This is a genomic window from Modestobacter sp. VKM Ac-2979, assembly GCF_026967995.1.
In the GTDB taxonomy this organism is placed as follows: Bacteria; Actinomycetota; Actinomycetes; order Mycobacteriales; family Geodermatophilaceae; genus Modestobacter.
Genome location: NZ_JAPVBO010000001.1, coordinates 552,569 through 565,028 on the forward strand (window position 1 = coordinate 552,569; position 12,460 = coordinate 565,028).

The 12,460-nt window shown below is 73.5% G+C and carries 15 protein-coding genes; 9 read left to right on the plus strand and 6 right to left on the minus strand.

Annotated features, from left to right (window positions below; all coding sequences use genetic code 11):
- The first annotated feature begins 198 nt into the window (after positions 1-198).
- The 4 genes from O2W15_RS02735 (at position 199) to O2W15_RS02750 (ending at position 4,115) form a co-directional block, all read left to right on the plus strand.
- Positions 199-909 carry a succinate dehydrogenase cytochrome b subunit gene (locus O2W15_RS02735; protein ID WP_269164957.1) on the plus strand — a complete coding sequence of 237 codons (711 nt, stop codon included), beginning with the start codon at positions 199-201 and terminating at the stop codon, positions 907-909.
- A gap of 17 nt (positions 910-926) precedes the next feature.
- Entirely contained in the window at positions 927-2,873 is a 1,947-nt protein-coding gene (locus O2W15_RS02740) for a fumarate reductase/succinate dehydrogenase flavoprotein subunit (protein ID WP_269164958.1), read from the plus strand.
- Positions 2,874-2,893: 20 nt separating this feature from the next.
- Positions 2,894-3,649, plus strand: coding sequence for a succinate dehydrogenase/fumarate reductase iron-sulfur subunit (locus O2W15_RS02745; protein ID WP_269178289.1), 756 nt, complete (start codon positions 2,894-2,896; stop codon positions 3,647-3,649).
- Between the two features lie 85 nt (positions 3,650-3,734).
- Complete coding sequence (locus O2W15_RS02750) at positions 3,735-4,115, plus strand: thiol-disulfide oxidoreductase DCC family protein (protein ID WP_269178290.1); 381 nt, start codon at positions 3,735-3,737, stop codon at positions 4,113-4,115.
- A 1-nt stretch (position 4,116) separates the two neighbouring features.
- Here the strand turns inward: O2W15_RS02750 and O2W15_RS02755 are convergent, their stop codons facing one another.
- Positions 4,117-4,725: an SGNH/GDSL hydrolase family protein gene (locus O2W15_RS02755; protein WP_269178291.1), complete on the minus strand. Its 609-nt coding sequence runs from the start codon at positions 4,723-4,725 to the stop codon at positions 4,117-4,119.
- A gap of 60 nt (positions 4,726-4,785) precedes the next feature.
- Positions 4,786-4,983 (minus strand): hypothetical protein, encoded by a 198-nt coding sequence (locus O2W15_RS02760; RefSeq protein WP_269164962.1) that lies wholly within the window; start codon positions 4,981-4,983, stop codon positions 4,786-4,788.
- A 171-nt stretch (positions 4,984-5,154) separates the two neighbouring features.
- Between O2W15_RS02760 and O2W15_RS02765 the strand changes: the two genes are divergently transcribed.
- The gene (locus tag O2W15_RS02765) at positions 5,155-6,489 is read left to right on the plus strand and encodes a C40 family peptidase (protein ID WP_269178292.1); all 1,335 of its coding nucleotides are present in this window, start codon (positions 5,155-5,157) and stop codon (positions 6,487-6,489) included.
- Positions 6,490-6,494: 5 nt separating this feature from the next.
- Here the strand turns inward: O2W15_RS02765 and O2W15_RS02770 are convergent, their stop codons facing one another.
- Positions 6,495-7,484 carry an LLM class flavin-dependent oxidoreductase gene (locus O2W15_RS02770; protein ID WP_269164964.1) on the minus strand — a complete coding sequence of 330 codons (990 nt, stop codon included), beginning with the start codon at positions 7,482-7,484 and terminating at the stop codon, positions 6,495-6,497.
- Positions 7,485-7,606: 122 nt separating this feature from the next.
- Between O2W15_RS02770 and O2W15_RS02775 the strand changes: the two genes are divergently transcribed.
- Both O2W15_RS02775 and O2W15_RS02780 read left to right on the plus strand, forming a co-directional pair.
- A complete protein-coding gene (locus tag O2W15_RS02775; RefSeq protein WP_269178293.1) occupies positions 7,607-7,936 on the plus strand; it encodes a hypothetical protein in 330 nt (109 codons plus the stop codon).
- Positions 7,937-8,036: 100 nt separating this feature from the next.
- A complete protein-coding gene (locus O2W15_RS02780; RefSeq protein ID WP_269164966.1) occupies positions 8,037-8,441 on the plus strand; it encodes a hypothetical protein in 405 nt (134 codons plus the stop codon).
- 12 nt (positions 8,442-8,453) lie between these two features.
- Here O2W15_RS02780 and O2W15_RS02785 read toward each other — a convergent pair whose 3' ends face one another.
- Positions 8,454-9,074, minus strand: a complete 621-nt coding sequence (locus O2W15_RS02785; protein WP_269178294.1) for a hypothetical protein — start codon at positions 9,072-9,074, stop codon at positions 8,454-8,456.
- Between the two features lie 284 nt (positions 9,075-9,358).
- Here O2W15_RS02785 and O2W15_RS02790 point away from each other — a divergent pair, with 284 nt between their 5' ends.
- Both O2W15_RS02790 and O2W15_RS02795 read left to right on the plus strand, forming a co-directional pair.
- The gene (locus O2W15_RS02790) at positions 9,359-10,708 is read left to right on the plus strand and encodes a reverse transcriptase family protein (protein WP_269178295.1); all 1,350 of its coding nucleotides are present in this window, start codon (positions 9,359-9,361) and stop codon (positions 10,706-10,708) included.
- Between the two features lie 26 nt (positions 10,709-10,734).
- Positions 10,735-11,466 (plus strand): spermidine synthase, encoded by a 732-nt coding sequence (locus O2W15_RS02795; protein WP_269178296.1) that lies wholly within the window; start codon positions 10,735-10,737, stop codon positions 11,464-11,466.
- An 8-nt stretch (positions 11,467-11,474) separates the two neighbouring features.
- On the opposite strand, the gene O2W15_RS02800 is transcribed toward O2W15_RS02795, so the two are convergent.
- Positions 11,475-11,768, minus strand: coding sequence for a hypothetical protein (locus O2W15_RS02800; RefSeq protein WP_269178297.1), 294 nt, complete (start codon positions 11,766-11,768; stop codon positions 11,475-11,477).
- Positions 11,769-11,841: 73 nt separating this feature from the next.
- The gene (locus O2W15_RS02805) at positions 11,842-12,384 is read right to left on the minus strand and encodes a hypothetical protein (RefSeq protein WP_269178298.1); all 543 of its coding nucleotides are present in this window, start codon (positions 12,382-12,384) and stop codon (positions 11,842-11,844) included.
- Between the last annotated feature and the right edge of the window lie 76 nt (positions 12,385-12,460).

The window sequence follows — 12,460 nt, forward strand, 5'->3', positions numbered from 1 at the left end:
CTCTCGGGGCACCGGACTGGGGTGAGGACGATCTTCCTCCACCCCCGGGGCCGCCGTCTCCCTGGGTGGTGACACCGCTCCCCCGGCCGGGCCGGTCCCCCGTCCGGACCCCCGGAACGGTCAGGGTCGCCTTACATGAGCTGTGTCACGGTGCGTTCACCTGGGTGTCATGTGGGCACTGGGCTTACCTTTGGCCCTGTGGCGACAGTGACGACGCAGCCAGCCCAGCGCAGGGCCCCCAAGACCGGCCGGTTCGACAACTCGGTCGTGAAGAAGACCGTCATGGCGGTCAGCGGGATCATCATGATCCTCTACTTGCTCGCCCACATGGTGGGCAACCTGAAGGCCTTCTCGGGTCCCGAGTCGTTCAACAGCTACTCCGGGTGGATCCGCACCATCGGTGAGCCGGCGCTCCCGGCCCAGACGGCGCTGTGGATCATCCGGATCGTGCTGCTCGCCGCGGTGGTGCTGCACTTCTGGGCGGCCATCTCGCTGTGGCGCCAGGCCCGGCGCGCGCGCCCGGTGCCCTACGTGACCAAGAAGCGGGTGCAGCAGAGCTTCGCCTCGCGCACCGTCCGCTGGGGCGGGCTGATCCTGGCGCTGTTCATCATCTGGCACATCCTGGACCTCACGCTCGGTGCGGTGAACCCGGTCGGTCACGACTCCACGCCCTACGACCGCCTGGTCGCCAGCTTCTCCAACATCCCGATCACGCTCTTCTACGTGGTCTCGATGGTGCTGCTCGGCCTGCACCTGCGGCACGGCATCTTCGCCGCCACGCAGACCCTCGGCCAGACGAACAAGCGCCGCGAGCGCGCCGTCAACGGCCTCGCCTACCTCGTCGCAGGGGTCATCACCGTGGGCTTCCTGCTCGTACCGCTGTCCGTCGCCTTCGGCTTGATCGACTGAGAGAGAAGGACACCGTCATGCCTCTCGAGCTCTTCACCGTGGGCGAGCCCATCGCCGACACCACGGCACCCCGCGACGTCCCGCTCCCCGACCGCTGGAACGAGCGCAAGTTCCGCGCCCGGCTGGTCAACCCGGCCAACCGTCGCCGGCTCTCGATCATCGTCGTCGGCACCGGCCTGGCCGGTGGCTCGGCGGCGGCCACGCTGGCCGAGATGGGCTACCGGGTCAAGAACTTCTGGTTCCAGGACAGCCCCCGGCGCGCGCACAGCGTCGCGGCCCAGGGCGGCATCAACGCGGCCAAGAACTACCGCAACGACGGCGACAGCGTGCACCGGCTGTTCTACGACACCGTCAAGGGCGGTGACTTCCGCTCCCGCGAGGACAACTCCTACCGGCTGGCCGAGGTCAGCGCCGCGATCATCGACCAGGCCGTGGCCCAGGGCGTGCCGTTCGCCCGCGAGTACGGCGGCCTGCTGGACAACCGCTCCTTCGGTGGCGCCCAGGTCTCGCGCACCTTCTACGCCCGTGGCCAGACCGGCCAGCAGCTGCTCTACGGCGCCTACCAGGCCCTCGAGCGGCAGATCGGGCTGGGCAACGTCGAGCAGCACCCGCGCACCGAGATGCTCGACCTGATCGTCGTCGACGGGAAGGCCCGGGGCATCGTCGTCCGGCACCTGATCACCGGTGAGATCACCAGCCACTTCGCCGACGCCGTGGTGCTGGCCTCGGGTGGCTACAGCAACGTCTTCTACCTCTCCACCAACGCCAAGGGCTCCAACGTCACGGCGGCCTGGCGGGCGCACAAGCGCGGCGCGCTGTTCGCCAACCCCTGCTACACGCAGATCCACCCGACCTGCATCCCGGTCAGCGGCGACTACCAGTCGAAGCTGACGCTGATGAGCGAGTCGCTGCGCAACGACGGCCGGGTGTGGGTGCCCAAGGAGCGCGGCGACGACCGCAACCCCAAGGACATCCCCGAGGACGAGCGGGACTACTACCTCGAGCGCAACTACCCGGCGTTCGGCAACCTGGTGCCCCGCGACATCGCCTCGCGCCAGGCGAAGGCGGTCTGCGACGAGGGCCGCGGTGTCGGGCCGAACGGCCTGGGCGTCTACCTGGACTTCAGCGACGCCATCGCCCGGGTCGGCCAGGCCGCCATCGAGGCGAAGTACGGCAACCTCTTCGACATGTACAACCGGATCACCGGTGAGAACGCCTACGAGACCGGGATGCGGATCTACCCGGCCGTGCACTACACGATGGGCGGGCTGTGGGTCGACTACGACCTGTCGTCCAACATCCCGGGTCTGTTCGTCATCGGTGAGGCCAACTTCTCCGACCAGGGCGCCAACCGGCTGGGTGCCAGCGCGCTGATGCAGGGCCTGGCCGACGGCTACTTCGTGCTCCCCAGCACGATCAGCAACTACCTCGCCGACGGGCCGTTCCCCGCAGTCGACGCCACCCACCCGGCGGCGGTCGAGGCCGAGCAGTCCGTCCGCGCCCAGACCGAGCGGCTGCTGTCGATCAACGGCACCCGCACGGTGGCCTCGTTCCACCGCGAGCTGGGCAAGCTGATGTGGGACCTGTGCGGCATGGAGCGTTCGGAGCCGGGCCTGCGCAAGGCGCTGGACCGGATCCCGGAGATCCGGCACGAGTTCTGGACCAACGTCAAGGTCTCCGGCGAGCAGGGCATCTTCAACCAGAACCTGGAGCACGCCGGCCGGGTCGCCGACTTCATCGAGCTCGCCGAGCTGATGTGCGTCGACGCACTGCACCGCAACGAGAGCTGCGGCGGCCACTTCCGGGCCGAGAGCCAGACGCCGGAGGGTGAGGCGCTGCGCGACGACGAGAACTACGCCTACGTCGCCGCGTGGGAGTACACCCCGGAGGGCGAGCCGCCGGTGCTGCACCGCGAGGCCCTCGAGTACGAGTACGTCCACCTCGCACAGCGGAGCTACAAGTGACCAGCACAGAGACACGGACGATGAGCCTGACGCTGAAGATCTGGCGTCAGCGCGACCGGACCAAGAAGGGCAAGATGGTGACCTACCACGTCACCGACGTCTCGCCCGACATGTCGTTCCTCGAGATGCTCGACGTGCTCAACGAGAAGCTGATCCTCGACGGCGACGACCCGGTGGCCTTCGACCACGACTGCCGTGAGGGCATCTGCGGCTCCTGCGGTCTGATGATCAACGGCATCGCGCACGGCCCGGAGCAGACCACCGTGTGCCAGCTGCACATGCGGTCGTTCTCCGACGGTGACGTGCTGGACATCGAGCCCTGGCGCTCCGGTGGCTTCCCGGTGATCAAGGACCTCGCGGTCGACCGGTCGTCCTTCGACCGGATCATCTCCGCCGGCGGGTTCATCAGCGCTCCCACCGGCACGGCTCCCGAGGCGCACTCCACCCCGGTGCCGAAGAAGAACTCCGACGCCGCCTTCGACGCCGCGACGTGCATCGGGTGCGGTGCCTGCGTGGCGGCCTGCCCGAACGGCTCGGCCATGCTGTTCACCGCGGCCAAGGTCTCCCACCTCGGGCTCATGCCGCAGGGCCAGCCCGAGCGGGACAGCCGGGTGCTGAAGATGGTGGCCCAGCAGGACGCCGAGGACTTCGGTGGCTGCAGCAACATCGGCGAGTGCTCCGCCGTGTGCCCCAAGGGCATCTCGATGGAGACCATCTCCCGGCTGAACCACGACCTGCTCGGCGCGCTGCGGGCCGGCGGCGTCCCGACCAGCTGAACGAAGTACGCGACCGAACGGGCCGGTACCCCCTGGGGTGCCGGCCCGTTCGTCGTTCCAGGAGACAGGGCGCACGATGACCCCCGTGACCGGACCTGCGCTCGTCTTCGACGGCGACTGCGCCTTCTGCACCCGCTGCGCCGACGTCGCCCGGCGGCTGCTGCCGGCCGACGTGCAGGTGGTCCCGTGGCAGTCCACCGACCTGGCGACGGCCGGGGTGAGCGCCGCACGGGCGCAGACGGAGGTGCTGTGGTTCGACCGGGACGGCGCGGTGGCCGGTGGCGCCCCGGCGGTCGCGCAGGCCCTGCGGGCGGCGGGTCTGCCGTGGTCGGTGCCCGGCGTCGTCCTCTCCGTGCCGCCGGTCCGGTGGGTCGCCCCGATCGCCTACCGGCTGGTGGCGGCCAACCGGCACCGGCTCCCCGGCGGGACGGCGGCCTGCCGGGTGCCCCCGCCGGACGCCGGCTGAGTCAGGCCGCTGCGTCGGTGCGCTCGGCGACCAGGCGGAGCAGGGTCGGGGCGAGGGCCTCGGCGACCAGCGCGTAGCCGGCCGAGGACGGGTGGAACCGGTCGGCGGAGAACAGCGAGGGGTCGGCGGCGAACCGCCGCGCCAGCTCCGGGGCGACCGGGGCGACGACGGCGCCGGCCCGCTCCGCGGCGACGGTCTGCCGGTTGCGCAGCAGGTCGCAGACGCCCGCGACGACCGCCCGCAGGGCCGGCGGCACCCAGGCCACCGACGACAGGTCGGGCGTGGGGACGACCAGCACCGCCGCGCCGGCCCTCCGGAGGTCCTGGACGGCCGCGCCCAGCGCCGCGGCCGCCCGGACCGGTGACACCTGCCGGGTCAGGTCGTTGGCGCCGACCACGAGCAACGCGACGTCGACGGGCCCGGTCACCCGGCGGACCTGGGCGGCGAGGTCGAGTGAGGTGGCACCGGGCACCGCGACCACCTGCGGGTCGACGTCGTGCCCGGCCTCTCGCAGCGAACGGGTCAGTCGTGCGCCGAGGGTGTCCCGCGCCGTCGCGGCGCCGGTGCCGAACGCGAGGGAGTCACCGAGGACGAGGAAGCGGAGGGTCACACCTCGGTCAACGCCGCGCTGCCGCCCGGTGTGCCGTGACCCGGACCTCGCTGCGGCGGCTCAGCCGCCCTGGGCGAAGAGCGCGGCGGCCTGGGCGTCGTCCACGAACGGGTACTTGACCTTGAACTGGGCCAGCGCGTCCGGCACCGAGAGCACGTGCGTCTCCCGCTTCCCCGCGGTGTCGATGGTCTGCACGGTCACCATGTCGCCGTTGATCGGGACCCAGTGCGTCTCGGCGTAGTCGGTGAAGACGTTCATGCCCCCATGGTCTCCCCTGCGCTGCCCGTGCCCCCGAGTGACCAGGCCCGGGCAGCGAGTTGCTTTCCACAACTCATGGTGTCGAGACGCTCAAGGAGCGTCCCGGAACGTCCGACCTCTCTGTCAGGTCACCTGATCGGGTGAACGAGGGCAGTGGAGGGACACGAGGACATGGGCACCGAGGCAACGACCCAGCGACGGACCGGCCACCGTCCGGTGCGCCGCATGGCCGGGGTGGTCGTCGTGGCGGCCCTCTGCCTGGTGGCGGCTCCCGGCACCGCCGGAGCGACCCCGACCAACCCCTCCGACGAGCAGATCGGCGCCGCCCGGCAGCAGCAGGACACCGCCGCACAGCAGGTCGGCGCCCTGTCCGCCGAGCTCGCCACCGCCCAGGCCGAGGTGGACGCCGCCCGGGCCCGATCGGCGATCGCGCTGGACACCTTCCAGGCCGAGCAGGCCGAGTACGAGGTCGCCCAGGCCGCCGCCGACGCCGCCGCGGCCACCGCCGACGACGCCGCCGCCGAGCTGGCGACCGCCCGCACGGCCATCGCCGCGTTCGCCCGGCAGAGCTACCAGCAGGGCAGCACCTCCCCGACGCTGGAGGCGCTGACCACCGCCGACGGGCCGGCCCAGATGCTGGAGCGCGCCGCCCTCCTCGAGGCCGCCGGCGCCCACCAGGGGGACGTCGTCGTCGAGGTGTCGGCCGCCGAGGAGCGGGCCCGCACCGCCGAGACCGCTGCGCACGCCACCCTGGCCGAGGCCGCGACGCTGAAGCAGGAGGCCGAGGACGCGCTGGCCGCCGCCGGGGAGCTGGAAGCCGGCGCCCGCGCGCAGGCCTCCGGCCTGGCGGCCCGGCAGGCCACCCTGGAGCAGGAGCTCGCCCAGGCCCAGCAGGCCCTCCTCGGCCTGGAGGGCGCCCGCGCCGCCGCCGAGCAGTACGCCGCCCAGCAGGTGACCGCCGAGCGCGCCGCGGCCGCCGAGCGGGCTGCAGCGGAGCGCGCCACGGCCGAGCGGGCGACCGCCGAGCGGACGCCGGCTCCCACCCGCTCCCTCGTCTCCGCACCGCAGAGCGGCACCTCCGCCGGGACCGGCGACTCCTCCGCGGTCGAGACCGCGATCTCCGCCGCCCGGCGCCACCTGGGCACCATCTACTCCTGGGGCGGCGGGTCGCTCAACGGACCGAGCATGGGCTGGGGCGTGGACGCCGGCATCGTCGGTTTCGACTGCTCCGGGCTCACCCGCTACGCCTACGCCCAGGCCGGCATCTCGATCCCGCGCAACAGCCGCGCCCAGTACGCGGCCCTGCCCAAGGTCTCCCGGTCGGAGCTGCAGCGCGGCGACCTGGTCTTCTGGGCCACCAACACGAACAGCCCCGCGACCATCCACCACGTGGCCATCTACCTCGGGGGCGGCCAGATCCTGGAGGCGCCGCAGAGCGGCTCGGTCCTCCGCGTCACGTCGATGCGGTGGAGCGGCTTCATCGGCGGCACCCGCCCCACCGCCTGACGCGGCTACGCGCTGACGGACTCCATGGCCTCCGCGGTCAGGGTCACCGAGCGCAGCCGGCCCTCGGTGGTGGGGGCCTGGTGGGCGACGATCAGCTCGTCGGCGTCGGCCTGCTTGCGGAAGCCCTCGAGGTAGTCGCCGATCTCGCGCGGGGTGCCGATCGCGGCGTAGGTGAACATCGAGCTGACGTGCTGCCCGGCCCCCTGCTCGAGCAGCAGGTCGGCCTCCTCGTCGGTGAAGCTGCGGCCCCGCCCGAACAGGCCGACGGCCATGGTCCGGCGCACCGCCTGCAGGTTCTCCTCCGCCTGGCGCACGGTGTCGGCGGCGATGACGTTGACCCCGGCGATCACGTGGGGGGCGTCGAGCTGGGCGGAGGGCTGGAACTCCCGCCGGTAGGTGGCGACGGCGGCCTCCAGGGCCTGCGGCGCGAAGTGGCTGGCGAAGGCGTAGGGCAGGCCCAGCGCGGCAGCCAGGTGGGCCCCGAACAGCGAGGAGCCCAGCACGTACAGCGGGACGTCCGAGCCCTTGCCGGGGATCGCGTCGACGCCGGGCACCCGGCTCGAGCCGGTCAGGTACCCCTGCAGCTCCAGCACGTCCTGCGGGAAGGTGTCGGCGGAGTTCGGGTCCCGGCGCAGTGCGTACATCGTGTTCTGGTCCGAGCCCGGCGCGCGGCCCAGGCCGAGGTCGATCCGGCCGGGGTACATCGCGTCGAGGGTGCCGAACTGCTCGGCGATGGTCAGCGGCGCGTGGTTGGGCAGCATGACGCCGCCGGCACCGAGCCGGATCCGGCTGGTCCGGGCACCGACGTGGGCGATGAGCACGCTGGTGGCCGAGGACGCGATGGTCGGCATGTTGTGGTGCTCGGCGTACCAGACCCGCTGGTAGCCGTGCTCCTCCGCGCGCTGCGCCAGGGCGACGCTGGCCTCGATGCTGCTGCTGACGGTCTCCCCGCGAGCGATCGGGGCGAGGTCGAGGACGGACAGCGGGATGCGCATGGGGAAGAGCCTTTCGCGTTGGTTGTCCGGGACAACGCACGGCGCCCCGGTGCCCTTCCCGGCGGGGACGGCGCACGCGCGCCTGCCGTTCAGTGATCGTCCGCGCACCTACAGTCGCGGTCGTGCAGGAGATGACGTCGCTGCTGGGCGAGCCGCTGCCGGTGGAGTTCCTGTTCGACGGCGACTGGCGCCCCGCCGTCCTGCTCGGCTGGGCGCACGAGCCCGACGGCACCTGCTGGGTGCGCGTCCAGGCCGTCGTCGGCGGGCTGCGCCGCGCCAGCTGGGTGCACCTGGCCGACCTGCGCCTCCCCCGGCCGGACCGAGCGGCCCCCGAGCCGCGGACCCGGCCGGACCTGCAGCTCCCCGGCCGGGGGCAGCCGCGGCGGACCCCGACACCGCTCCCCCCGCTGCCGGTCCCCCGCAGCCTGCAGCCCGACTCCACCTGGGCCTGACCGCCGGTCCCGCACCTGGACGGGTTCCGGATCGCCGCACCGGGTGTCACCCTGGAGGTGCCAGCCGGAACGCAGCGTCGCGATCGGGTGAGGAGCAGCCGTGTTGTGTCAGAGCACGTACGCACTGGACTACATCGACGGACGGCGTGCGGCGGTCGACGCCCGCGTCGACGCCTACCGGGTTCTGGCCGCCGCCACCGAGCCGGCCGCCCTGCGGGAGTTCGAACCGGTCTTCTTCAACGACCTGGTCGTGGTGCTGGAGAACTGGTTCGTGCACCGCGGCCGGGGCATCGAGGGCTCGGACGGCAACGCGCTGAACGAGGTGCGGCTGATCGCCGAGTCGCTGGTGCACGGCCGCACGATGATCGCCGACAAGCACATCCGGCTGGACCCGGCGCGCACGGTGCTCAAGTACCGGGTGGGCGACGAGATCGCCGTCCGCGAGGCGGACTTCACCGCGCTGGCGAAGGCGTTCTTCGCGGAGCTGGAGAGCCGCTACCTGTAGCGCCCGCCCGGCTCAGCGGCTCTGCAGGGCGTCCAGGGCGACGGCCATCGCGGCGGCGACCCGGAAGTCCAGCCGCGGGTCGGGCACCGTGACGGTGTAGCGGTCCCGGATCGCCTTCTTCCGCTCGCTGATCAGCACCGGGGCCCCGGTCGCGGTGTCGACGAAGTCGAAGTGGAAGACGAAGGGCACCGGGACGTCGCCGACGACCGGGAGCGCGGTCCAGACCCGGCGCACCACCGCCAGGACCGGCCGGCGCTCCCGGCCGACCGCCTCGATGCCCGGGGCCGAGAGGGTCCACGTCGAGCGGAGCAGGCTGGCCCCGAACTGCTTGCTGAACATGCCCAGCGGTGCACCGTGCTCGTCGAAGACGTCGTGCTGGGCCGAGACGTCCATCCGCTGGCGGGCCTTGAAGGAGAAGACCGGGCGGCTCTTCGTCTCGTCGGCGTAGAAGACCACCTCCTCCTTCAGCTTCATCCGCTTCTGCTCGGCCAGGGCCAGCAGCTGCCCCTCGGAGCCGTCGGGGGCAGCGGCCCGGATCTCGTAGCGGTTGACCATCATGGTGACCCGCTGCGAGACGAAGAAGGCCGGCACGGCCATCGGGGCCGGCGGCTGGCCGGAGGGCGAAGAGGTCACGGCGGCACTCCAGGGGGTCGGGGACGACGGGGGCCCATCCTGGTGCATCCCGCGGCCGGCTGTCCCGCATGTGACCCCGGCGGCGGTCAGCACACCACTACGGTGGCCGGGTGCACGACGGGGCGGGCAGGACGATCGGCAACGGCCGATCACCCCGGGGCAACCCCGGGGCATCGTGAGCAGGTCGGGCATCGCGTCATGAGCCGCGCTGTGCGCTCCGCGCACCAGGCGGCGCCTCCAGCGAGGAGCGGCTGCCCGCCCCGCCGTGCACGCCGGGAGCTGCGATGACCGCCGAGCGGCAGGCCGCCGCCACCGCGGCCGCGATCGCGACCGCGCTGCTGGCCGGCCCGTGGCGACGGCGGGAGATGGTCCGCCGGGTGGCGGTGGCGCTGGGCCAGGCCCGCGCCCGCACCTGGGTGGGCACGCTGGTCGGCGAGGTGCAGACGGTCTACCCCACCGCCCCGGTCGACCGGCCTCGGGAGCTGGCCGCCGTCGTCCGGACGACGCGCGGGTGGGACCGCGGGCAGTCCCGGCGCCCGCTCCCCCGGGCCGTGCGGTGGGAGCCGGTGCCGACCGAGCTGGCCTGGCGCCGGCGGCCGGTCGCCGACCTCCCCGACCAGGCCGCGGTCGCCCGGCTGCTCGACGTCGACACCGGCGAGCTGGCGTGGTTCGCCGACGCCCGCCGGCTGGAGCGCACGGCCGGCGAGGCGCTGCGGCACTACCGGTGGCGGGTGGTCCAGCGCCCGGCCGGGGTCCGGCTGCTCGCCGCGCCCAAGCCGCGGCTCAAGGAGGCGCAGCGACGACTGCTGCGGCACGTGCTCGACCGCGTCCCGGTGCACGACGCCGCGCACGGCTGCGTGCCCGGCCGCTCCGTGCGCACCGCGGTCGCCCCGCACGCCGGGTCCGCGGTCGTGCTGCGGATGGACCTGGAGGCGTTCTTCGCCAGCGTCGCCGCCGGTCGGGTGCACGGCCTGCTGCTGGGCGTCGCCGGGCTGCCCGAGCCGGTGGCCCACGTGCTCACCGGCCTGATGACGACGGTGCTGCCGACCGAGGTGTGGCGGCGCATCCCGCCCCCGGACGGCATCGAGGCGCGGGAGCGGCACCGGCGCCTGGAGCAGCGGCTGACGGTGCCGCACCTGCCGCAGGGTGCACCGACGTCCCCGGCGCTGGCCAACCTGGTCTGCCACCGCCTCGACCGCCGACTGGCCGGCCTCGCCGCCGCCTCCGGTGGCGCGTACACCCGGTACGTCGACGACCTGACCTTCAGCGGGGACCGGCGGATCGCCCGCGACCGGTTCGCCGACCTGGTCACCGAGGTGGTGACCGAGGAGGGCTTCCGGGTGAACGCGGCGAAGACCTCGGCCACCAGCGCCGCCCGCCGGCAGGCGGTGCTGGGCACCGTGGTCAACGACCACCCCACGCTGCCCAGGCCGGAACGGGACGCGCTGCGGGCGCTGCTGCACAACTGCGCCGTCCACGGCTGGACGACGCAGACCCGGGGCCGCGACCCGGACACCTTCCGCGACCACGTGCTGGGCCGGGTGGCCTGGGCCGCCTCGGTCGACCCGGCGTTCGGCGCGCGGCTGCACCGCCTGGCCGACCGGATCGACTGGACCGCACCCCCTCGCTCGTAGGCTCGGCCGATGACCGTGGTCACCCGATGAGCGCCCGGTTCGAGGAGCTCGACTGGAGCCCCACGCCGATCGGCGAGGTGAGCCTGCGCCGGCGGCGGGACCCGGCGACCGGCCTGGACGTCTTCGAGGTGAAGCTCGGCGACGAGTTCCTGATGTCCTCCCAGTTCACCGTGGCCGAGGTGGCGGTGGCCCGGCTCGCCCTGGCCCGCCTCGACGCGCCTGCCCCGGACGCGCCCGGCCTGGCCGTCGCGGTGGGCGGGCTGGGTCTCGGCTACACCGCGGAGGCCGTGCTGGCCGACCCGCGGGTGACCGAGCTGGTGGTGGTCGACCTGCTCGAGCCGGTGATCGACTGGCACGAACGCGGGCTGGTGCCGGTCGGCCCCACGCTCACCGCCGACCCCCGCTGCCGGTTCGTGCACGGGGACTTCTTCGCCATGGCCACGGGCACCGGCTTCGACCCCGCCGCGCCGGACCGGGTGTTCGACGCCGTCGTCGTCGACATCGACCACTCACCCCAGCACCTGCTCGCCGACGGCAGCGCCGGCTTCTACGGGGTCGACGGCACCCGGCGGCTGGCCCGGCACCTGCGGCCGGGCGGGGTCTTCTCGCTGTGGTCGAACGACCCGCCCGAGGACGGCTACCTGGCCGTGCTGGCCGAGGTCTTCGTCGACGTCGCCGCCGAGGTCGTCAGCTTCCCCAACCCGCTGCAGGGCCGACCGGCGACCAACACGGTCTACCTGGCCACGGAGCCACGCTGACCGCGGGGTCAGTCCCGCATCGGCGCGATGCAGCAGCCGTCACAGGGGTGCGCGCCGGAGACACCGCCGACCGACTGGAGGTACACGACGTCGTCGGGGTCGGGGTGCCCGACGCCGTGCGGGCAGGTGCGCTCGAAGTGGCCGCGCACCGGGTGCCAGACCAGCGGCCACTCCCGCATGTGGTGGTCGCCGGCCTCGGGGAACGGGAAGTCCCGCCGGGTCATCCCGGCGCCGTCGTCCATGTCCGGTGCCCTCCCGGCTGGTCCGGTCGTGTCGGAGCCGGGGAACGTCGTCGCTGCCATGCCCCCAGGCTCGCCGGGCTCGGTGGCACGCCACTGTGCCCGAGATGTGTCCAGCCTGTGAGGCGTCCCCCGATCAGCTCGGCGGTGCGACGGTGATGGCCGGCGGCGGCGCCGGGCTCGCGGGCGACGTGACCGTGGGCGTCCCGGGGGCCGTCCCCGTGGGTGTCCCCGTGGGGGTCGCCTCCGCGACCTCGCTGACGACCTGGCAGCCGGCGATGTCGCCGCTCAGCCGCCCCTGCAGGGGCTGCAGCTGCCGGATGACCTCGTCCAGCCGGGCCGCGTTGAACTCGCCGACCGCCTCACCCAGCTCGTCGATGGCGGCGACGACGTCCTGTGCCCCGTTGACCGCGCGCAGGCAGGCGGCGTTGACGACCACCTCGGCGGTCTCCCCCGTGGGCGGGGCGCCCGGCAGCGGAACACCCACGTCGGTCGCGGGCCCGGCCGGGGTGGCGGCCGGGACCGGCGCCGACCCGTCGTCCAGCAACCCGACGACGAGCCCGCCGACGAAGACGCCGAGCACGAAGGTGGCCGCGGCCAGCCACCACCGCACCGCACGGCCGGACCGCTCGTCAGGGTCCGGGGAGCTGGTCCCGGCATCGGTCTCGGGGTCGGTCATGGTCGTCCTCTCACCGTCGAGCGCGGGCGCACAACCGCCGGTAGCCTACGGCTGCTGAGCCCATCCGGTAGGACCG